The sequence below is a fragment of the Dyella sp. RRB7 genome, assembly GCF_022761115.1.
In the GTDB taxonomy this organism is placed as follows: Bacteria; Pseudomonadota; Gammaproteobacteria; order Xanthomonadales; family Rhodanobacteraceae; genus Dyella.
Genome location: NZ_JAKWJS010000003.1, coordinates 214,396 through 235,488, shown reverse-complemented (window position 1 = coordinate 235,488; position 21,093 = coordinate 214,396). Strand labels below are relative to the sequence as shown.

The following is a 21,093-nucleotide window of genomic DNA, read 5'->3' as shown; positions in this document are numbered from 1 at the left end:
ACGTCAGTTGTGCAGCGTGGCTGGCGGCAGGCCGGTGAGGGTGGGGGCCACGGGGGCATCGTCCATGCCGCGTTCGGCTCGTTCCAGCGCACTGCATGCCGATTCGGCGGCGTAGCGCATGAGATAGGCGAGGTGCGCACGGTACTGCGAGCCGATGCCGTGCGCGCGGATCATGCCGGCCGCCTCGGCCAGGCATTCGAGGTCGCTGTAGGCGCGATCGAGATCGGCGCTGCTGGGACACTGCGCGAAGGCATGTGCGCCGGCGGGATCGTGCGAGCGTGCGCTCACCACTTCCTCCACCAGCTTGGCCGCCTGCCGTGCCGCGAACACCAGGACATCGGCGGCCGCCCGCGACAGCTCGCTGTCGGAGACCGCACGGTCCGTGAGCTCCACCAAACTGCGCGTGACGACAAGCAACTGCATTACGGGATACGCCGTAGCGTCGTTCTGACTCATGAGCCGGTCCCCCCTCCGGTGAAGTTGATCGCCCATTTTCTACCTGTCGGGGCGATTTGTGTATCGGAATATTGGCCGGATGGCGCGGCCTCGTCGGCACATCGCGTTCGACGGGCAGGGGCGTCGCCGCTCGGGGCAGCCCTTACGGGGGAGGCAGCGGGCGAGCGCGTCCGTTTGCTGATGGCGGTACGGCGGGCCGGGCGCTTCCCGTTCATGGCCGCCAGTGACCTGGGCGGCCATGAAAAACCAAAGGCCCGGCAATGCCGGGCCTTTGGTTTCGATTCGATGGTGGGCGGTACAAGGATCGAACTTGTGACACCTGCCGTGTGAAGGCAGTGCTCTACCGCTGAGCTAACCGCCCGCCGAGAGCGCGCAAATATACGGGGTATGGGGCGAGGGGTCAATACGTGAGCGCCAAAAAAAGCAGGTCGCAGGCAGTTGGTTGAAAGGTTGCCGAGTAGAATAGGCGGTTTGACGTCACTGGTCGCAGCCCATGGATTTCCTGCAGCACGAACTTGTCCATATCCTCGAATCCCTGCGCCGGTTCGAGCTCACGCCCTGGAAGATGGTCGGTCTGCTGGGGTCGGTCATGTTTACCAGCCGCTGGTTCGTGCAGCTTTACTTCACCCGCAAGCTGAAGCGCGTGGTGATGCCGCTTTCGTTCTGGTGGCTGTCGGTGATCGGCAGCGCCTTGCTGCTGTCCTACTTCATCTTCGGCAAGAACGACTCGGTGGGCATTCTCTCCAACTTCTTCCCCGCCTTCGTCTCGGTGTACAACCTCATCGTGCACATGCGCGAGGTAAAGCGTCGCGACCTGGTCGAGAGCGAGGTCTGATCGCGCCTCTCCGGGCGCGATACTGTTTCAATCCGGGTCGTAATCGAGGTTGGGTGCCAGCCAGCGTTCGGCTTCCTCGCGGGTCCAGCCCTTGCGCTTGGCGTAGTCGTCGACCTGTTCGCGGGTCACGCGGCCGACCACGAAGTACTGGCTTTGCGGGTGTGAGAAATACCAGCCGGAAACGGCCGCCGTCGGGTACATGGCGAAGCCTTCCGTCAGCTCGATGCCGGTGTGGCGGGTGGCGTCGAGCAGGCGGAACAGGGTGGCCTTTTCGGTGTGGTCCGGGCAGGCCGGGTAGCCGGGGGCGGGACGGATGCCGCGGTACTTCTCGTCGATCAGCGCCTGGTTGTCGAGCGCTTCGTCCGCCGCGTATCCCCAGAACTCGCGGCGCACGCGCTCGTGCAGGTGCTCGGCGAATGCTTCGGCCAGGCGGTCGGCGAGGGCCTTGAGCATGATGGACGAGTAGTCGTCGTGGTTCGCCTCGAAGCGGGCCACGTGCGCGTCGATGCCGATGCCGGCGGTGACGGCGAACCCGCCGATCCAGTCCTGGCGGCCGGCGTCCTTGGGTGCGATGAAGTCGGCCAGCGAAAAGTCGGGGCGGTCGACCGGCTTGTCGACCTGCTGGCGCAGGTGATGCAGCACGGCGAGCTTTTCCCCTTCGGGCGTGGTCACTTCGGTATCGTCGCCCACCTGGGCGGCGGGCCAGAAGCCGATCACGGCGCGGGCGGTGAGCCAGCGCTCGGCAATGATCCTGTCCAGCATGGCCTGGGCATCGCGGAACAGATCCGAGGCCTGGGTGCCCACGATCTCGTCGGTGAGGATGGCCGGGAAGCGGCCGGCCAGTTCCCACGCGTTGAAGAACGGCGTCCAGTCGATATACGGACGCAGGGTGGCCAGGTCATAGTGGTCGAACACCGTGATGCCGGGCTGGCGCGGCGTTGGCGGCGTGTAGTTCGCCCAGTCGCCGTTGAAGCGTTGCGAGCGCGCCTTCTCCAGCGACACCAGCTGCTTGCCGGGGCCGCGGTTGCGATGCCGCTCGCGCACCTCGGCGTACTCGGCGCGGATCTTGGCCATGAAGTGGTCGACCAGGTCCTTGCTGACCAGCGACTGCGCCACGCCCACCGCGCGCGAGGCATCCTTCACCCACACGGTGGGCGCCTTGTAATGCGGCTCGATCTTCAGCGCGGTATGCGCGCGCGAAGTGGTGGCGCCGCCGATCAGCAGCGGGATGTGGAAATCCTGCCGCTGCATCTCGCGGGCGACCTGGCTCATCTCTTCCAGCGAGGGCGTGATCAGGCCGGACAGGCCGATGATGTCGGCGTTGTGCTCGCGCGCGGTGTCCAGGATCTTCTGCGCAGGCACCATCACGCCGAGGTCGATCACCTCGAAGTTGTTGCAGCGGAGCACCACGCCCACGATGTTCTTGCCGATGTCGTGCACGTCGCCTTTCACCGTCGCCATCACGATGGTGCCGTTGTTCTTGCCCATGTCGCCGGTGCGCAGCTTTTCCGCCTCGATGTAAGGCAGCAGGTAAGCCACGGCCTTCTTCATCACGCGGGCGGATTTGACCACCTGCGGCAGGAACATCTTGCCGGCGCCGAACAGGTCGCCAACCACGTTCATGCCGTCCATCAGCGGACCTTCGATGACGTCGAGCGGACGCGTGGACAGCTGGCGCGCCTCCTCGGTGTCCTCGTTCACGAACTGGTCGATGCCGTGCACCAGCGCATGGCTGAGCCGCTCGCGCACCGGCTGCTCGCGCCAGGCCAGGTTCTCGACGACGGCCTCGCCTTTCTTTGCCTTGAATTTCTCGGCGATCTCCAGCAGGCGCTCGGTGGCGTCCGGCCGGCGATTGAGCACCACGTCCTCGACGCGCTCGCGCAGTTCCTGGGGCACGTCGTCATAGATCATCAGCGCGCCGGCGTTGACGATGCCCATGTCCATGCCGGCCTGGATGGCGTGGTACAGGAAGACCGAGTGGATCGCCTCGCGCACGGTGTTGTTGCCGCGGAACGAGAACGACACGTTCGACACGCCGCCGGATACATGGGTATCGGGGAAGCGGCGCTTGATCTCGCGGGTGGCCTCGATGAAATCCACCGCGTAGTTGTTGTGTTCCTCGATGCCGGTGGCGATGGCGAAGATGTTGGGGTCGAAGATGATGTCTTCCGGCGGGAAGTCGAGCCGGGTGGTGAGCAGTTCGTAGGCGCGCGAGCAGATCTCCACCTTGCGCTCGCAGGTATCGGCCTGGCCCTGTTCGTCGAAGGCCATCACCACCACCGCGGCGCCGTATTGCTGCACCTTGCGCGCGTGTTCGAGGAACACGTCCTCGCCTTCCTTCATCGAGATGGAGTTGACGATGCCCTTGCCCTGCAGGCAGCGCAGGCCGGCCTCGATCACGCTCCACTTGGAGGAGTCGACCATCACCGGCACGCGGGCGATGTCGGGCTCGGCGGCAATCAGGTTCAGATAGCGCGTCATCGCCGCTTCCGAATCGATCAGGCCTTCGTCCATGTTGACGTCGATGATCTGCGCCCCGCTGGCGACCTGCTGGCGCGCCACGTCCACGGCCTCTTCGTAGCGCTCTTCCTTGATCAGTTTCTTGAACTGCGCCGAGCCGGTGACATTGGTGCGTTCGCCGACGTTGATGAAGAGCAGATCAGGCGTGATGACCAGCGGTTCGAGGCCGGAGAGGCGGGTGTAGCGGGGCATCATGGGGACTCAGGCGGCCTTTGCATTATCAGAAGGGAGTGCGCGCGGCGCGCAGTCACGCACCGCTTCGGCAATGGCCTTGATATGCGCGGGGGTGGTGCCGCAGCAGCCGCCGACCATGTTCAGCAGGCCATCGCGGGCAAAGCCGCGGATGACGGAGGCCATCTGCTCGGGCGATTCGTCGTACTCGCCGAACGCATTGGGCAGGCCGGCGTTGGGATGCGTGCTGACGAAGCAGCTGGCGGTGTTGGCCAGCACCTGCACATGCGGGCGCAGGTCGGCCGCGCCCAGCGCGCAATTGAGGCCCACGGAAATGGGCCGCGCGTGCTGTACCGAGTAGTAGAACGCCTCCGCGGTCTGGCCCGACAGCGTGCGGCCGGAACGGTCGGTGATGGTGCCGGAGATCATCACCGGCAGCCGCGTCCCCCGCTGGTGGAACAGCTCGCTGAGCGCGAACAGCGCCGCCTTGGCGTTGAGCGTGTCGAAGATGGTCTCGACCATGATCAGGTCGGCACCGCCGTCGATCAGGCCGCTGGCGGCTTCGGTGTAGTTGGTGACCAGTTCTTCGAACGTCACGTTGCGAAAGCCCGGGTCATTGACGTCCGGCGACAGCGAGGCAGTGCGGCTGGTGGGGCCGAGCACGCCGATGACGAAGCGTGGCCGGTCCGGCGTCTTCGCTTCCATCGCGTCGCAGGCGGCGCGGGCCAGGGCGGCGCCCTCCCGGTTCAGTTCGTAGGCGAGATGTTCGAGGTGGTAGTCGGCCTGGCTGATGCGGGTGGAGTTGAAGGTATTGGTCTCGATCAGGTCGGCGCCGGCGTCGAGGTAGGCCTCGTGCACGCCGCGGATGAGGTCCGGGCGGGTCAGCGTGAGCAGGTCGTTGTTGCCCTTGAGATCGCAGCTGCCTGGATGGTCGTGCGCATGCGCGTTGTCGTGGCCGTGTGCGAAACGCTCGCCGCGGAATTGGGTTTCGTCCAGCTGGTGTTGCTGCAGCATGGTGCCCATGGCGCCATCGATGATGAGGATGCGTTCGCGCAGCAGGCGTTCCAGCAGGGCGACGCGGTCGGGGTGCAGCCAGGGCAGGGCGCTCATCGATGGAACCTCAGGGTTTGCGTGCGAGCAGGCTGATCACTTCGAAGTGCGGTGCCTTGCGCTCGCGGCTGAGCCGGGTACAGCTCATTACGTCCAGCCCCGCCGCCTTGGCGAAGCCGTCCAGCTGATCGGAAGAGAAGCCGAGGTTGCGGTGGTCGAACGGCTCCACCACGGCGCGATGGTCGTGCTTGCCCAGCGTCACCGCGAGCAGCCGGCCGCCGCTGCGCAGCAGGCTGGCCGCCTGCGCCACCGCCTCGGCGGGGCGTTCCGCATAGGTAAGGGCGTGCAGCATCAGTACAAGGTCGAAACGGCGATCGCCCAGGTCCAGCGCATGCATGTCGCCCAGGCGCACGTCGACATTATCGAACGGCTTGAGGCGCTGCGCGGCGGCTTCCACCACACGCTCGCTGCTGTCCACGCAGACGATGGAGCGCGCGTGCGGCGCCAGCAGTTCGGCGGTGATGCCGTCGCCGGAGGCGATGTCCAGCACGTCGCCGGTTTCCAGCAACTGCAGCAGCGAGCGGGCCAGCGTCTCCCAGGTACGGCCGGGCGAGTAGTGGCGTTCCATGTCGCCGGCCACGGTGTCGGCCCAGCCTTCCTCGCGGGCGCGCTGGGCCAGCACGCCGGGCAGGCGGGCGGCATCTTCGCGCAGCAGGGCGTCGTCGATGCTGTCGCGCAGCGAACGCAGCAGGGTCTGCTGGTGTTCGTCGCTTTCGCTGTTGGCGCGATAATAGGCAGACACACCGGCGCGGCGGTCACGGACCAGTTCCGCCTCCTTGAGCTTGGCCAGGTGCGTCGACACGCGGGGTTGTGCCAGGTGCAGCACGGCGGCCAGCTCGGCCACGGTGAGTTCCTCGCGTTCGAGCAGGGCCAGCAGGCGCACGCGGGTGGGGTCCGCCAGCAGACGCAATATGCTGGAGGCGGTCGCCAGATCCATCGAGCATCCTTATATCGCGATACAGAGATGCCTAAGGCTAGGCCTGGCCGGGGCTGGCGTCAAGGTGCGGTCCCGGCCGCCGTGGCGGCGCGTGCTGCGACCGCACAGAGGTCAGGGCGCCCGGCGGGCTAAAATAAGCGGCTTTCTCCTTCCCCTTGGAGCCGTTCATGGATTTCCGTTTCACCGAAGACCAGCTGTCCATCCAGTCCATTGCGCGTGACTTCGCGCAGAAGCGCATCGTGCCGGTGGCCGCCGAGCTGGACGCCAAGGGTGAGTTCCCGCTGGACAATATCCGCGAGATGGGCCAGCTGGGCCTGATGGGCATCGAGGTGCCGACCGAGTACGGCGGCGCGGGCATGGACCCGATCGCCTATGTGCTGGCGATGATCGAGATCGCCGCGGCCGATGCCGCCACCTCGACCATCATGTCGGTGAACAACTCGCTGTTCTGCAACGGCATCCTCAAGCACGGTACGGAAGCGCAGAAGCAGAAGTACGTGCGCGCCATCGCCCAGGGCGAAGCCATCGGCGCCTATGCGCTGACCGAGCCGCAGTCCGGTTCCGACGCTTCGGCCATGCACACCCGCGCCGCCAAGAATGCCGACGGCGATTGGGTGATCAACGGCAAGAAGAGCTGGATCACCTCCGGCCCGGTGGCCCGCTACATCATCCTGTTTGCCATCACCACGCCGGGTATCGGCGCCAAGGGCGTGTCGGCCTTCATCATCGACACCCAGCTGCCGGGCTTCCACGCCGGCAAGAGCGAGCCCAAGCTGGGCATCCGCGCCTCGGCCACCTGCGAGATCGAATTCACCGACTACGTGTGTCCGAAGGATCACCTGCTGGGCGACGAGGGCAAGGGCTTCTCCATCGCCATGGGCGTGCTCGATGCCGGCCGCATCGGCATCGCCTCGCAGGCGGTGGGCATTGGCCGCGCCGCGTACGAAGCCACGCTGCAGTGGTCGCGTGACCGCAAGGCGTTTGGCCATCCGATCGGCACCTTCCAGATGACCCAGGCCAAGATCGCCGACATGAAGTGCAAGCTCGATGCCGCCACGCTGCTGACGCTGCGTGCCGCGTGGGCCAAGGGCGAGGCCGAGAAGAACGGCGGCCGCTTCGGCACCGAGGCGTCGGTGGCCAAGCTCACCGCGTCGGAAGCGGCCATGTGGATCGCCCACCAGGCGGTGCAGATCCATGGCGGCATGGGCTATTCCAAGGAGATGCCGCTGGAGCGCTACTTCCGCGATGCCAAGATCACTGAGATCTACGAGGGCACCAGCGAAATCCAGCGGATGGTGATCGCGCGCGCGGAAACCGGTCTGCGCTAAGCCCATCGCCGTGATTTGAGCAACGCCCGGCAACCCTGTTGCCGGGCGTTGTCATGACCAGGCCGGGCAGCAATACCGTCGTCGCGAACGACTGACGTTATGCACCCAAGCCGCCAAGAAAAAGCCCCGGCGCATGGCCGGGGCTTTTCTTTGGTGCCGTGCTCGGATCAGGCGCCGCGGCGCGGGTCCGAGTCGAAGGGCTGCATGCCGTTCGGTGGTGGCGTGCCATCGGCAGGACCAGCTTCGGCTGCCGGCGCACCATGGCCGCCGCGGATCGAGTTCGAGGCCTCGTCCATCTTGTCGCCCAGCAGGCGGCGCACCGACACGTAGAACACCGGGATCAGCAGCAGGCCCAGGAAGGTGGCGAACAGCATGCCGCCGATCACGCCGGTGCCGATGGCGTGGCGGGCGTTGGCGCCGGCACCGGTGGAGATGAACAGCGGGAACACGCCCAGGATGAACGCCATCGAGGTCATCAGGATCGGGCGCAGTCGCAGGCGGGCGGCCTGGATGACGCCTTCGCGCAGCGTCCTGCCTTCCTGCTGCTGCTCCACCGCGAACTCCACGATCAGGATCGCGTTCTTCGCGGCCAGGCCGATCACCGTGATCATGCCGATCTTGAAGTAGATGTCGTTGGGCAGGCCGCGCAGCATGGTGAACACCACCGCGCCCAGCACGCCCAGCGGCACCACCAGCAGCACCGACACCGGGATCGACCAGCTCTCGTACAGCGCCGACAGGCACAGGAACACGATGAAGATGGACAGCACCATCAGCAGCGTGGCTGCGTTGCCCGCCAGGATTTCCTGGTACGACTGGCCCGTCCAGTCAAAGCCGAAGCCCTTGGGCAGGTTGTCGTTGATGATGCCTTCGAGCACGCCCATGGCCTGGCCGGTGGAATAGCCCGGGCCTTCGTTGCCCACGATTTCCACGGCGGAGTAGCCGTTGTAGCGGGTCAGTGCCGGCGCGGCAAAGTCCCACTTCGCGTGCACCACGCTGGCCAGCGGAATCATGTTGTTGGCGGTGGCCGAGCTGCTTGCCGTGGCCAGCGTGCTCGGGGTGTAGATGTGCTGCAGTGCCTCCGGGCCCATGCGGTAGGGCGCATCGGCCTGCACCATCACGCGCTTCACGCGGCCGCCGTAGGAGAAGTCGTTGACGTACACCGGCGCCAGCGTCAGCTGGATCGCGTTGTAGATGTCGCTGACCGACAGGCCCATCGACTGCGCCTGCTGGCGATCCACGCTCAGGTCCAGCTGCGGGGCGCTTTCCAGCGTGTTCGGACGCACGCCTACCAGGGCCGGGCTCTGCGCCGCCTTGCCGAGCAGGATGTTGCGCGCCTGGGTCAGCTCGTCGCGCGACTGGCCCGCACGCGCCTGCAGGTACATGTCGATGCCGCCGAACTGGCTCAGGCCGCGGATGGTCGGCAGGTTGACCACGAAGATCTGCGCGTCACGGATCGAGTGCAGCTTCATGTTGGCCTGCTGGATGAACTGCGTCGCCGTTACATCGCGCGCGTCCCAGTCCTTCAGCCGGATGAAGTTCATGCCGGTGTTTTCGCCCTGGCCCACGAAGCTGAAGCCGGAGATCTGGAACACGCCGTCGACGGCCGGGTCCTTCAGCAGCACGCCACGGATCTCTTCCATCACGTGCTGCGTGCGCTGCAGGCTGGCGCCGGGCGGCAGCGAGACGATCGCCAACGCATAGCCCTGGTCTTCATCGGGCACGAAACTGGTGGGCAGGCGGGTGAACAGGAAGCCGCACAGCAGCGCCACCAGCACGAACACGATCATCCAGCGCGGCGCATGCTTGATCGCGCTGCCGATGTGCCCGGTATAGGTGTGCGTCACCCAGTCGAACACATCGTTGAACTTGCGGTAGACGATGTTCTTCTTGTGCGTGTGCGTGGGCTTCAGGATGGTGGCGCACAGCGCCGGCGTGAACGACAGCGCGAGGAACGCCGAGAAGCCCATCGACACGGCAATGGTCAACGCGAACTGCTTGTAGATCACGCCCGAGGCGCCGGGCTGCAGGGACGACGGCACGAAAACCGCCGCCAGCACCACGGTGATCGCCACCACGGCGCCGGTGATCTGGCCCATGGCCTTGCGGGTGGATTCCTTCGGCGACAGACCTTCCTCGGTCATGATGCGCTCGACGTTCTCGATCACCACGATCGCGTCGTCCACCACGATGCCGATGGCCAGCACCATGCCGAACAAGGTCAGCTGGTTGATCGTGAAGCCCAGCGGCAGCAGGCCCAGGAAGGTGCCCAGCAGTGCCACCGGAATCACCATGGTGGGGATGATGGTGGCCCGGAAGTTCTGCAGGAACAGCAGCATCACCAGGAACACCAGGATGATCGCCTCGACCAGGGTGTGCACCACTTCCTTGATCGAGATCTTCACGAAGGTGGTGGAGTCGTACGGGGCAAACCACGTCACGCCCTGCGGGAAGCTCTTGGCCAGGTCTTCCATCTTGGCGCGCACGGCGGTGGCCACGTCCAGCGCGTTGGCGCCGGGCAGCAGCTGCACGCCGAACGAACCGGTGGCGGTGGAGTTCCAGGTGGCGGCGAAGCCGTAAGCCTGCGGACCGAAGTCGATGCGGGCCACGTCGCTGAGCTTCACTATCGTGCCATCGGGGTTGGCGCGCAGGATGATGTTGTTGAACTCTTCCGGCGTGGTGAAGCGGCCCTCGGCCGACACCGTCACGCTGAAGCCCTGGCCATTGACCGCGGGGTCCGAACCCAGCGAGCCGGCGGCGAACTGCACGTTCTGGGCGCTCAGCGCATTGAATACATCGGTGGCCGACAAGCTATAGCCCTGCAGCTTGTCCGGGTTGAGCCAGACGCGCATGGCGTACTCGGCACCGAGCTGGCGGGTGCTGCCCACGCCGGGGATGCGGCCGATCTGGTCGAGCACCTGCGAGGACACGATGTCGGTCAGCTTGTCGCCGTCGATGCTGGGGTTGTCCGAGGTCAGCGCCACGAACATCAGGAAGTCCGGGTTGCTCTTGGCCACCACGACGCCCTGCTGGTTCACCTCGGTGGGCAGGCGTGGCGTGGCCAGTGCCACCTTGTTCTGCACCTGCACCTGGGCAATGTCAGGATCGGTGCCGGTTTCGAAGGTCAGCGTGATCGTGGCCGAACCGCTGGAGCTGGACGACGAGCTGAAGTACAGCAGGTGGTCGATGCCGGTGAGCTGCTGCTCGATCACCTGGGTGACGGTTTTCTCGGTGGTGTCCGCGCTGGCGCCGGGATAGGTCGCGGTGACCGTCACCTGGGGCGGAGCGATATTCGGGTACGACTCGATACCCATGTTCAGCACCGCAATGGTGCCGCACAGGCTGATCAAGATCGCCACCACCCACGCAAAAATCGGGCGGTCAATAAAGAAACTGGGCATGGTCTACTCCCTTACTGCCCGTTGGCCGGCTTGCCGGCACCCTGGGCAGCGCCCGGCTTGGCGGCACCCGGCGCGGCCTGGTCGGGCTGCCATGGCGAGGCCTTGGCCGGTGCGCCTTCCTTGACTCGCTGCAGGCCGGACACGATCACCTGGTCACCCGCGTGCAGGCCGCTGGTCACCACCCAGTTGCTGCCGCTGGTGTCGTCGGCGGTAACGTTCTTGCGCACCACCTTGCCGTCGGCGCCGACCACCATGGTGTAGGCACCTGCGGTGTCGCGCAGCAGCGCGGCCTGGGGCACCAGGAACACGTTGTGCTGCTCGCCCAGGTTGGCGTTGATGGTGACGTACTGGCCCGGGAGCAGGGTGCGATCAGGATTGGGCAGCTTGGCGCGCAGGTTCACCGCGCCGGTGGCCGGGTTGACCGCTGCGTCGGAGAAGTCGAGCGTGCCTTGCTGGCCGTAAACGCTGCCGTCCGGCAGGGTCACCGCCACGGTGGCCTTGTTCTGCTCGGTCAGGGTGACGTTGCCGGCCGTCTGGGCGCGACGCAGCTGGTCGAGGTCGGACACGCTCATGGTGAAGTTCACATAGAGCGGGTCGAGCTGGTCGACCGTGGTCAGCAGGGTCGAGCTGGCACCGCTGTCGGCCGTGCCGTTGCCGACGATGGCGCCTTCGGTCACCTGCTGCTGGCCGGAGCGGCCGTCGATGGGGGAGACCACATCGGTATAGCTGAGGTTGACCCGGGCGCTCTGCACATCGGCCTCGGCCTGCTTGACGGAGGCGGCGGCGCTGCGCTCGGCGGCTTCATCGGCGTCCAGCTGGGCCCTGGAGATATAGCCCTTGGGCGCCAGCGCGCGGTCGCGCTCGGCCACCACATGGGCGTTGGCATACGTCGCCTGGGCCGAGGCCAGCACGGCCAGGTTGGCATTCAGTGCGGCCTTGTACGGCGCCGGGTCGATCTGGAACATCAGCTGGCCCTGCTTGACGTCGCTACCTTCGGTATAGGCGCGCTTGAGCAGCAGGCCGGACACGCGGGCGCGCACATCGGCGCTGCGGTAAGGGGAAAGGCGGCCCACCAGGCTCTTGTGCAGCGGCTCGGTCTGCGGCTGCACCTTGACCACGCCGACTTCCGGCGGCGGCATCTGCGGCGGTCCTTGATCCTTGCCTTTGCCACAGGCGGCCAGTGAGAGCAGGCCAAGGCACAGCAGGGGCGTGCGCAGTGACGAGGACTTCATGTGGGCTCCATTCTTCTTAATGTGGTCGGGGATGCTGCGCGCCATCGCCACTCCGGGCGTCGGCAAATAGGATCGAGCCTGCATCGAACACACGACCGCCCCGCATGCCTTGGCCCGAGTCGTGCCTGGGCGAGGGCGGGGCGTGTCAGTCATGGCTCGTTGTAGGCGTACGAGCTTGGACTATACCGTACAGTTTAAAATTTGTAGAGCCATTGACGTACCCGGCAAAGGCATACCAGCAGCCATCGGTGGGGATCGCTGGGCAAGGTCGTCTACGGCACCGGCTATCCCCGTATCTGATCCAAGGCTACCTATTTTGTCTGAAACCCGTGAAGGAAGGGTGTCTGCGTTTGCATAGGCATACGCCCAAGCTTGCCAGCAATCGCCGGGACTGGCCCGTGCCGATGGTCCGATTGCCTGGTCGGCCCCGGTTGATAGCAAGTGGCGCAGGCCAAGCCGATCGGACTGGTGTGGATCCGCGCGTCGACTCATGCAGTTGGAGGGCAGCGAGGTCGACCACTCCGATTGCTGCGTCGCAACGCCTGATGGAGGCATGCTGGCGACATACGCACTGGTATTGCGGTCACGCGAATGTCGCACGCACGCAGGAGTATGGCGGGCAACACACGAGAGCGATGGACTTTTCCGCTCGATGGATGGGCGACGTACCGCGCGTCGATGGTGCCTTCGCGCATGCGCCGCCGATGCGCGGCCGCTTTGCTGCATGGGCGTCATGGCCTGCTGCCCGCTGAAGTGGTCTGGTCGCGATGGTGGATAAGGCCTGACACGAGGCGTATTCTTTTAGGGCTTTTTTTGCCTCATTCCGTCTCCCCAAAACAGTAGATGCCATGAACGCGATTCGTGCGGCTAGCAACAGCTCATTCCCCACTGTTGTTTTCGAAGAACTGAAGCAAAGCGGATTCCCCACCCAGCGCCTTGATGAGGCGCAATTTTTTATCGGTGCCTTTTTTGCGCGCATCGGCGATGGCGATCTCGAGCTTCACAGTGCCCGCGAATGGGCCGACCTGATCGCCGACCTGCTCGGCTTCATGCAGCAGCGCCAGCCGGGCCATGCGTCGGTGCGCGTGGTCAACCCGGTCACCGGCCACGCCGGCCGCAGCTATATCCAGGTCGTCACCGACGACATGCCCTTCCTGGTCGACACGGTCACCATGGTGGCGGCCGAACACCTGCAGATCCATGCGGTGATCCACCCGGTGCTCAATGCCACCCGTGACGCCTCCGGCAAGCTGCTCAAGCTCGGTGCCGAGGATGCGCAGCCGGAATCGGTGATGCACTTCGAGGTCGACCGCGTGGCGGACGACGCCCAGATGGCGCAGCTCAAGTCGCAGCTCGAAGGCGCGCTGGAAGACGTGCGCATCGCCGTCAACGACTGGCCGAAGATGCGCGACAAGGCGCTGGCCATCGCCGCCGACCTGCCCACGCGCCAGCTGCCGCTGGATGAGGCCTCGGTCAAGGAGGCCTCGGCCTTCCTGCACTGGCTCGCCGACGACAACTTCACCTTCCTCGGCTACCGCGAATATGAAGTGACCGAGGCCGATGGCGAGGAAGTGCTGCGCGCCAACGAAACCTCCGGCATGGGCATCCTGCACAAGAGCGAGCGCTCGCTGGCGCCGCGTTCGTTGCGCACGCTGGTGGCGCACGACCTGCCGCAGTCCGGCTCCACCGACGCCATCATCCTGACCAAGACCAACGCGCGCTCGCACGCGCACCGCCCCGGCTACATGGATTACGTGGGCGTGCTCAAGTTCGGCGCCAATGGCAAGCCGGTGGCCGAGCAGCGCTTCCTGGGCCTGTTCACCTCCAACGCCTACATGGCGCGCCCGCAGGACGTGCCGCTGGTTCGCCAGAAGTACGAGTACGTGATGGAACGTTCCGGGCTCAAGCGCGACTCGCATTCGGGCAAGGCGCTGCGCCACATCCTGGAAACGTTGCCGCGCGACGAGATGTTCCAGAGCAGCGAGGAAGAGCTCTACCACACGGCCATGGGCATCCTGGAGCTGCGCCAGCGCGCACGCACGCGCCTGTTCGTGCGCCGCGACCGCTACGGCCGCTTCGTCACCTGCATGGTGTTCGTGCCGCGCGAGCGCTTCAATACCACGGTGCGCGAACGCATCGAGACGATGCTGCGCGACGCGATGCGCGGCGAGCACATCGACTCGTCGGTGCTGATGGGCGAGGCCGCGCTGGTGCGCCTGCATGTGGTGGTTCGCCCCAAGATCGGCGACCAGGCGCAGTACGACGTGGCCGAGCTGGAAAAGGGCGTGGCGTCCATCGTGCGCAACTGGCACGACGACCTGCGCGATGCCCTGGTCGACACGCTGGGTGACCGTGACGGCGTGGTGCTGGCCAACCGCTACGCCAAGTCGCTGCCGGCCGGCTATGTCGAGGACGTGACGCCGAAGGCCGCGGCCGAGGACGTGCGCCAGCTCTCGCTGCTCAAGGGCGACGATGCGGTGCGCATGTCCTTCTATCACCCGGAGGCGCGCCCGGAAGAGCTGCGCTTCAAGATCTACCGCAGCGGCGGCGACATCGCCCTGTCCGAAGTGCTGCCGCAGCTGGAGAACCTGGGCCTGCGCGTGCTGACCGAGCACCTCTACGAGGTGAACGTGGACGGCTCGACGCTGTACATCCAGGACTTCGAAGTGCAGACCGCCGGCAGCCTCGCTTTCAGCGTAGAGCAGGTGGGCACGCTGTTCGAGGACGCCTTCGAGCAGATCTGGCGCGGCAATGCCGAGAACGACGGCTTCAACCGCCTGGTGCTGGGCGCCAAATTGAGCTGGCGCCAGGTGGCCATGCTGCGCGGCTATTGCAAGTACCTGTTGCAGACCGGCGTGGCATTTTCGCAGAGCTATATGGAAGATGCGTTCAACCGCTACCCGGCCATCGCGGGGCTGCTGGTGGAGCTGTTCCTTGCCAAGTTCGACCCGCGTCGCGAGCAGCTGTCGGCCGATGAGCTGCGGCAGGCCGCGGCCGCCCTGTCCGGCGAGATGAAGACGCTGATTCCCGAATCGGTGCGCACGGCGCATCCGGGCATCATCGACGGCCTGATCGGTGCGCTGTCCAAGCCGCGCGCCGAGCAGGTCGCGGTGGTGGAAGAGGCCATCGGCACGCTGCTGGAAACCGTCTCCAGCCTGGACGACGACCGCATCCTGCGCAGCTTCATGTCGTTGATCCGCGCCACCCTGCGTACCAGCTTCTTCCAGCAGTGGCAGGGCGCGTATCGCAGCTACATCAGCTACAAGTTCGATTCGCACCGCGTGCCGGAGCTGCCCAAGCCGGTGCCGTACCGCGAGATCTTCGTGAGTGCGCCGCGCGTGGAAGGCATCCACCTGCGCTTCGGCTCGGTGGCGCGCGGCGGCCTGCGCTGGTCCGATCGACGCGAAGACTTCCGCACCGAGGTGCTGGGCCTGGTGAAGGCGCAGATGGTGAAGAACACCGTCATCGTGCCGGTCGGTTCCAAGGGCGGCTTCTTCGTGAAGCGTCCGCCGGTGAATGGCGACCGCGACGCGCAGCTGGCCGAGGGCATCGCCTGCTACCGCATGTTCATCAGCGGCCTGCTCGACATCACCGACAATCTGGTGGAAGGCAAGGTGGTGGCGCCGCACGACGTGGTTCGCCATGACGCCGATGATCCGTACCTGGTGGTGGCCGCCGACAAGGGCACGGCCACGTTCTCCGATATCGCCAACGCGATTTCGATCGAGCACGGCTTCTGGCTGGGCGACGCGTTCGCCTCGGGCGGCTCCAACGGCTACGACCACAAGGGCATGGGCATTACCGCCAAGGGCGCGTGGGAGTCGGTCAAGCGCCACTTCCGCGCGCTGGGCCGCGACAGCCAGACGCAGGACTTCACCTGCGTGGGCATCGGCGACATGTCGGGCGACGTGTTCGGCAACGGCATGCTGCTGTCGCGCCATATCCGCCTGCTGGCCGCGTTCGACCATCGCCACATCTTCCTCGATCCGAACCCGGATACCGAGCGTTCGTTCGCCGAGCGCGAGCGCATGTTCAAGCTGCCGCGTTCGAGCTGGGACGACTACGACAAGTCGCTGATCTCGGCCGGCGGCGGCGTGTATTCGCGCACGCTGAAGTCCATCCCGATCTCGCCGGAAGTGCGCGCCGCGCTGGGCCTCAAGCCCGAGGTGACGCAGCTGGCGCCGGCCGACCTGCTCAGCGCCATCCTCAAGGCGCCGGTGGACCTGCTGTGGAACGGCGGCATCGGCACCTATGTGAAGGCCAGCACCGAGACGCATGCCGACGTGGGCGATCGCGCCAACAACGCGTTGCGTGTGAACGGTGCGGAGCTGCGTTGCAAGGTGGTAGGCGAAGGCGGCAACCTGGGCTTCACCCAGAAGGGTCGCATCGAGGCCGCCCAGCATGGCGTGCTGCTCAATACCGACTTCATCGACAACTCCGCCGGCGTGGACACCTCCGACCACGAGGTGAACATCAAGATCCTGCTGGGCGACGCGGTGCAGCGCAACGAGCTGACCACCGAGCAGCGCAACACGCTGCTGGCCAGCATGACCGACGAAGTGGGCGAGCTGGTGCTGTGGGACAACTACCGCCAGAACCAGGCCATCACCTTGATGGAGCGCCAGTCGGCGCATCGCATCGGCTCGATGGCGCACTTCATCCGCATGCTGGAAAGCGAGGGCCTGCTCGATCGCCAGGTGGAAAACCTGCCGAGCGAGGCCGAGCTGATCGAGCGCAAGACGCGCGGCATGGGCATGACGCGTCCGGAACTGTCGGTGCTGCTGTCCTACGACAAGATCAAGCTGTACCAGCAGCTGCTGGATTCCGACGTGCCGGAAGACCCGTACCTGTCCAAGGAGCTGGTGCGCTACTTCCCCGAGCCGCTGCACGACAAGTACGCCGAGCACATGCAGCGCCATCGCCTGAAGCGCGAAATCATCGCCACGGCGGTGACCAACTCCACCATCAACCGCATGGGCGCCACCTTCATGATGCGCATGCAGGAGGACACCGGACAGGGCCCGGCGGCCATCGCCAAGGCCTATACGGCGGCGCGCGAGATTTTCGGCGCACGCCAGTTCTGGTCGGAGATCGAGGCGCTGGACAGCAAGGTGGCCGAGAACACCCAGATCGACGCCATCCTGCAGATCTGGTCGCTGCTGCGCCACATGACGCGCTGGCTGCTCAACCGCCCGGGCGGCACGCTGGACATCAACGCCAACGTGGCGCGCTACCAGGCCGGTGTATCGGCCCTGCGTGCGGCGTTGCCGACTGCGCTTACCGAAACCGGCAAGGCGGATTTCGCCGCCAGCCAGGAAAAGTGGGAAGGCCTGGGCCTGCCGCCGGAACTGGCGCTGCGACTGGCACGTGTCCCCGAGATGCGCGCCGTGCTCGACATCGTCGAGGTGGCGCAGCAGAGCGGCCAGCCGATCGACAAGGTGGCCAGCGTGTTCTACGAGCTGGGCGAGGCGCTCGACCTGGAGTGGCTGCGCAGCCAGATCGAGGCGCTGCCGGTCGAGGGCGCATGGCACGCGCAGGCACGCGGTTCGCTGCTGGACGAGCTCAACCACCAGCATCGTGCGCTGGCCCTGCAGGTGCTGTCGCTGACCGGCGGCTCCAAGGACGTCTCGCCGGTGCAGGCATGGCTGCAGCGTGACGATGCCACGCTCAAGTACACCCGCAACATGCTGGCGGAAATCCTTACCCAGAACGCGGACTACCCGATCGCCTCGGTCGCGGTCCGTCGCCTGGCCCAGCTGGCGCAGGTGCCGGTGAACCAGTAAGCGTCGTCGCCCCGGCGCACGCCGGGGAAGACGGATGGTCGAGGAAGGGCGCAGGCCGGCGACGGTCTTGCGCCCTTCGTCCATCTACGCTCAACTGGCGGTCTCGCCCACTGACCGAAGTCCGGCCCTATGCGCTTCGCCTTTGTCGCCAGCGATACCAACGTCGCCCAGCAGGCCCAACGCAAGTTCATCGACCGCTATGGCGATGTGCCGCCCGAGCAGGCCGATGTGATCGTGGCCCTGGGCGGCGATGGCTTCATGCTGCGCACGCTGCATGCCTATCGTGCGCTGCCGGCGCCGGTGTATGGCATGAAGCTCGGGCGCGTCGGTTTCCTGATGAACAAGCACCGCGTCGATGCCCTCGATGAGCGGGTGGAGCGGGCGCATGCGTCCGTGCTCTACCCGTTGGAAATGCGCACCACCGATGCCGCCGGCCTGGTGCATCACGCACTGGCCTTCAACGAGGTGTCGTTGCTGCGCCAGAGCAACCAGGCAGCGCACCTGGAAGTGAAGCTCAACGATACGGTGAAGCTCACCACGCTGGTGTGCGATGGCATCCTGGTGTCCACGCCAGCGGGGTCCACCGCCTATAACCTGTCGGCGCACGGGCCGATCCTGCCGCTGGATGCCAATGTGCTGGCGCTGACGCCGATCAGTCCGTTCCGGCCGCGTCGCTGGCGCGGCGCGATCCTGCCGCATCGCACCCTGGTGACCTTGCGCGTGCTCGATCCCGGCAAGCGCCCGGTGAGCGCCACCGCCGATTTCCACGAGGTTCGCGATGTGCGCGAGGTGGAAATCCGCCAGTCGGCCGGGCAGGGCGTGCGCCTGCTGTTCGATCCGGAGCACAACCTGGAGCAGCGCATTCTGGATGAGCAGTTCGCGCCGGATTGAAAGACAAAGGATGGTCTGGTTCGGCATCTCGCGCTTTTGATCGTCATCCCCGCTCTTGCCCCCTTTTGCGGGGTTCGTGGGGATGACGGTGCATTGGAGCGAGCAGGCGCGGCGTCATGGCCCGCACCCACCGCCATTCGTTTGCGCTAGATTGACCGCCATGAACCGCCCCGCCCAAGACGCCCACGATCCCAACGCCGTCGGTGACAACCGGCTGGTGGTGGCCATTTCCTCGCGCGCCCTGTTCGACCTGGGCGATAGCCATGCCTTGTTCGAGCGCGATGGGCTGGACGCTTACCGTTCGTTCCAGATCGAGCACGAGGACGAGATCCTCAAGCCGGGCGTGGCCTTTCCGCTGGTGCAGAAGCTGCTCGACCTGAACAAGCTGGCCGGCGATGTGCCGCCGGTGGAGGTGATCCTGCTGTCGCGCAATTCGGGCGACACGGGGCTGCGCATCTTCAACGCCATCCAGCACTACGGCTTGGAGATCAGCCGCGCCGCGTTCACCAGCGGCGCGCCCACCTCCGACTACATCGCGCCGTTCAAGGCCGACCTGTTTCTGTCCGCCAATGCCGAGGACGTGGGCCGCGCGCTCGCCGCCGGCGTGGCCGCCGCCACCATCCTGCCGTCCACCGCACCGCCGCGCGCTACCGAGCAGCTGCGCATCGCCTTCGACGGCGATGCGGTGATCTTTGGCGACGAAGGCGAGCGGGTGTCGCGCGAGGAAGGGCTCGAAGCCTTCCATCGCAGCGAGCGCGAGCTGGCCGACGAACCGCTGTCGGTGGGGCCGTTCCGCGGCTTCCTCAGTGCCGTGCATCGATTGCAGGCCGCGTTTCCCGCCGAGGATTCGCCGATCCGCACGGCGCTGGTCACCGCCCGTTCCGCGCCTGCGCACAAGCGCGTGATCCTCACCTTGCGTCGCTGGGGCGTGCGCATCGACGAGGCGCTGTTCCTCGGTGGGCGCGACAAGGGGCCGTTTCTCGATGCGTTCGGCGCCGACATCTTCTTCGACGATTCCCCGGCCAACGTGGAGTCGGCGCGCAAGCACGTGGCGACCGGGCACGTGCCGCATGGCGTGAGCAACCGCTGATCGGGCGGGCAGTCGATGGAATCAGATCACGACCATGTCTCCTCGCAAGAAGCGTTCGAATATACATACCGACTCTTCATTGAGGCGGTTGCAGCACTTTCGAAAAAACCGGCCCAGCAAGTGATGTTAAACGGCAATTACAACACGGCTTTCGAACTGATCCACGAGGCGAGAGCAGGGGAATATCTGATACACAATCCTAGCGGTTACCTGTCCGAAGATCAGGAGCATGCTGTCAGAGATTTCATTGAGGCGTTGAATGGCTTACCGTTTCTCTCGCACTCTGGCCGTGAAGTGCAAGCGGAAGGAAGACTCCATTCGAATCTCGTCGACATGCTTCACCCTTCATGGGTACCGATTAGGGCGAAAGCCGAACGGCTTCTGCAGCAACTCGCCGCTCCGACGGCGATGAACAGAGCCTACTTCCGATCCCTCGATCTGTGAGGCGTCGTTACGGTACCGGATGTCCCTTGCTGGCGGTCCAGATGGCATACCAGTCTTCGGCATCGAGCGGTACGTCCAACGCTGCGACCGCTTCGCGCAGGCCGTCGATGCGGCCGCTGCCGGTAATCGGATGCGGCCGCGAGGGATGGCGCAGCACCCAGGCGAACGCCAGCGTGGCGAGGCTGATGCCATAACGGTTGGCGATAGACGTCATCTCGGCGCGCACGCGCACGGCCTGCTCGTCGTCGCCGGTGAACAGGCGGCCGCCGCCCAGCGGTGACCAGATCATCGGGCGCAGGCCCAACTGCTGTGCCTGATCCAGCGTGCCATTGTCCAGCGCAGCCATGTGCAGGGGCGAGAGTTCGAGCTGGTTGGTCACCAGCGGATGGTGTTGCTGCAGCAGGGCGAACTGGCTGGCGCTGTGGTTGGAGACGCCCCAATGCGCCACCTTGCCTTCGCGGGTGAGCGTGGCGAAGGTATCGGCCAGCCCGGCGGCATCCATCAGGTAGTCGGGGCGATGGATCAGCACCAGGTCCAGTTGTTCGGTATGCAGGTTGCGCAGCGACTGTTCCACCTGCGCGCGAACGTAAGTCGCGCAGGTGTCGTAGTAGTTGATGCGATAGGGGCGTTGCGCCGAGCGCAGGCGAATGCCGCATTTGCTCACCAGTTGCATGCGTTGCCGCAACGCCGGGGCTGCTTTCAGCGCTTCGCCGAACGCGGCCTCCGCCTGGTAGTCACCGTAGATATCCGCGTGATCGAACGAACGGATGCCCAGCTCCAGCGCCTGTTCGATCCAGCGCACGCGTTCGGCCACGCTGAGGTTCCAGCTGGTGATGCGCCACAGGCCGGCAACGATGGGGGAAAGTGCGAAAGAAGCAGGCGACATGGCAGGGCA

14 protein-coding genes and 1 tRNA gene are annotated in these 21,093 nt (G+C 65.8%); 6 read left to right on the top strand and 9 right to left on the bottom strand.

What is annotated here, in order from left to right:
- Positions 1 to 3: 3 nt before the first annotated feature.
- Together MJ606_RS10085 and MJ606_RS10080 are read right to left on the bottom strand one after the other, a co-directional pair.
- Complete coding sequence (locus tag MJ606_RS10085; protein WP_243049392.1) at positions 4 to 456, bottom strand: hypothetical protein; 453 nt, start codon at positions 454 to 456, stop codon at positions 4 to 6.
- Positions 457 to 742: 286 nt separating this feature from the next.
- A tRNA-Val gene (locus MJ606_RS10080) sits at positions 743 to 817 on the bottom strand.
- A 132-nt stretch (positions 818 to 949) separates the two neighbouring features.
- Here MJ606_RS10080 and MJ606_RS10075 point away from each other — a divergent pair.
- Complete coding sequence (locus MJ606_RS10075; RefSeq protein WP_243049391.1) at positions 950 to 1,291, top strand: lipid-A-disaccharide synthase N-terminal domain-containing protein; 342 nt, start codon at positions 950 to 952, stop codon at positions 1,289 to 1,291.
- A 27-nt stretch (positions 1,292 to 1,318) separates the two neighbouring features.
- On the opposite strand, the gene metH is transcribed toward MJ606_RS10075, so the two are convergent.
- The 3 genes from metH to MJ606_RS10060 are packed head-to-tail and all read right to left on the bottom strand — an operon-like array spanning position 1,319 to position 6,029.
- Complete coding sequence (gene metH, locus MJ606_RS10070) at positions 1,319 to 4,006, bottom strand: methionine synthase (RefSeq protein WP_243049390.1); 2,688 nt, start codon at positions 4,004 to 4,006, stop codon at positions 1,319 to 1,321.
- Between the two features lie 6 nt (positions 4,007 to 4,012).
- Entirely contained in the window at positions 4,013 to 5,092 is a 1,080-nt protein-coding gene (locus tag MJ606_RS10065) for a homocysteine S-methyltransferase family protein (protein WP_243049389.1), read from the bottom strand.
- 10 nt (positions 5,093 to 5,102) lie between these two features.
- Entirely contained in the window at positions 5,103 to 6,029 is a 927-nt protein-coding gene (locus MJ606_RS10060; RefSeq protein WP_243049388.1) for a metalloregulator ArsR/SmtB family transcription factor, read from the bottom strand.
- Positions 6,030 to 6,196: 167 nt separating this feature from the next.
- Here MJ606_RS10060 and MJ606_RS10055 point away from each other — a divergent pair, with 167 nt between their 5' ends.
- Positions 6,197 to 7,357 carry an acyl-CoA dehydrogenase family protein gene (locus MJ606_RS10055; RefSeq protein ID WP_243049387.1) on the top strand — a complete coding sequence of 387 codons (1,161 nt, stop codon included), beginning with the start codon at positions 6,197 to 6,199 and terminating at the stop codon, positions 7,355 to 7,357.
- A gap of 167 nt (positions 7,358 to 7,524) precedes the next feature.
- On the opposite strand, the gene MJ606_RS10050 is transcribed toward MJ606_RS10055, so the two are convergent.
- The 3 genes from MJ606_RS10050 to MJ606_RS18410 form a co-directional block, all read right to left on the bottom strand.
- Complete coding sequence (locus MJ606_RS10050; RefSeq protein ID WP_243049386.1) at positions 7,525 to 10,758, bottom strand: multidrug efflux RND transporter permease subunit; 3,234 nt, start codon at positions 10,756 to 10,758, stop codon at positions 7,525 to 7,527.
- Positions 10,759 to 10,769: 11 nt separating this feature from the next.
- Positions 10,770 to 11,990: an efflux RND transporter periplasmic adaptor subunit gene (locus tag MJ606_RS10045; protein ID WP_243049385.1), complete on the bottom strand. Its 1,221-nt coding sequence runs from the start codon at positions 11,988 to 11,990 to the stop codon at positions 10,770 to 10,772.
- Positions 11,991 to 12,868: 878 nt separating this feature from the next.
- Positions 12,869 to 13,063 carry a hypothetical protein gene (locus MJ606_RS18410; protein ID WP_343214816.1) on the bottom strand — a complete coding sequence of 65 codons (195 nt, stop codon included), beginning with the start codon at positions 13,061 to 13,063 and terminating at the stop codon, positions 12,869 to 12,871.
- Here MJ606_RS18410 and MJ606_RS10040 point away from each other — a divergent pair.
- The 4 genes from MJ606_RS10040 to MJ606_RS10025 all read left to right on the top strand — a co-directional run bounded on the left by MJ606_RS10040 (position 12,968) and on the right by MJ606_RS10025 (position 20,198).
- Entirely contained in the window at positions 12,968 to 17,773 is a 4,806-nt protein-coding gene (locus tag MJ606_RS10040; RefSeq protein ID WP_343214815.1) for an NAD-glutamate dehydrogenase, read from the top strand. The two genes, MJ606_RS18410 and MJ606_RS10040, sit on opposite strands and share 96 nt — an antisense overlap.
- 129 nt (positions 17,774 to 17,902) lie before the next feature.
- Positions 17,903 to 18,664 carry an NAD kinase gene (locus MJ606_RS10035; RefSeq protein ID WP_243049383.1) on the top strand — a complete coding sequence of 254 codons (762 nt, stop codon included), beginning with the start codon at positions 17,903 to 17,905 and terminating at the stop codon, positions 18,662 to 18,664.
- A 160-nt stretch (positions 18,665 to 18,824) separates the two neighbouring features.
- Entirely contained in the window at positions 18,825 to 19,754 is a 930-nt protein-coding gene (locus MJ606_RS10030; RefSeq protein ID WP_243049382.1) for a 5'-nucleotidase, read from the top strand.
- Between the two features lie 15 nt (positions 19,755 to 19,769).
- Entirely contained in the window at positions 19,770 to 20,198 is a 429-nt protein-coding gene (locus MJ606_RS10025; protein WP_243049381.1) for a hypothetical protein, read from the top strand.
- A gap of 7 nt (positions 20,199 to 20,205) precedes the next feature.
- Here MJ606_RS10025 and MJ606_RS10020 read toward each other — a convergent pair whose 3' ends face one another.
- Positions 20,206 to 21,084: an aldo/keto reductase gene (locus tag MJ606_RS10020; protein WP_243049380.1), complete on the bottom strand. Its 879-nt coding sequence runs from the start codon at positions 21,082 to 21,084 to the stop codon at positions 20,206 to 20,208.
- Between the last annotated feature and the right edge of the window lie 9 nt (positions 21,085 to 21,093).

Coding starts and splice junctions, on each gene's coding strand:
- MJ606_RS10085 (WP_243049392.1), bottom strand. CDS start 456: ATGAGTCAGAACGACGCTACGGCGTATCCCGTAATGCAGTTGCTTGTC.
- MJ606_RS10030 (WP_243049382.1), top strand. CDS start 18,825: ATGAACCGCCCCGCCCAAGACGCCCACGATCCCAACGCCGTCGGTGAC.
- MJ606_RS10025 (WP_243049381.1), top strand. CDS start 19,770: ATGGAATCAGATCACGACCATGTCTCCTCGCAAGAAGCGTTCGAATAT.
- metH (WP_243049390.1), bottom strand. CDS start 4,006: ATGATGCCCCGCTACACCCGCCTCTCCGGCCTCGAACCGCTGGTCATC.
- MJ606_RS10065 (WP_243049389.1), bottom strand. CDS start 5,092: ATGAGCGCCCTGCCCTGGCTGCACCCCGACCGCGTCGCCCTGCTGGAA.
- MJ606_RS10075 (WP_243049391.1), top strand. CDS start 950: ATGGATTTCCTGCAGCACGAACTTGTCCATATCCTCGAATCCCTGCGC.
- MJ606_RS10035 (WP_243049383.1), top strand. CDS start 17,903: ATGCGCTTCGCCTTTGTCGCCAGCGATACCAACGTCGCCCAGCAGGCC.
- MJ606_RS18410 (WP_343214816.1), bottom strand. CDS start 13,063: ATGGCCCGGCTGGCGCTGCTGCATGAAGCCGAGCAGGTCGGCGATCAG.
- MJ606_RS10020 (WP_243049380.1), bottom strand. CDS start 21,084: ATGTCGCCTGCTTCTTTCGCACTTTCCCCCATCGTTGCCGGCCTGTGG.
- MJ606_RS10050 (WP_243049386.1), bottom strand. CDS start 10,758: ATGCCCAGTTTCTTTATTGACCGCCCGATTTTTGCGTGGGTGGTGGCG.
- MJ606_RS10045 (WP_243049385.1), bottom strand. CDS start 11,990: ATGAAGTCCTCGTCACTGCGCACGCCCCTGCTGTGCCTTGGCCTGCTC.
- MJ606_RS10060 (WP_243049388.1), bottom strand. CDS start 6,029: ATGGATCTGGCGACCGCCTCCAGCATATTGCGTCTGCTGGCGGACCCC.
- MJ606_RS10055 (WP_243049387.1), top strand. CDS start 6,197: ATGGATTTCCGTTTCACCGAAGACCAGCTGTCCATCCAGTCCATTGCG.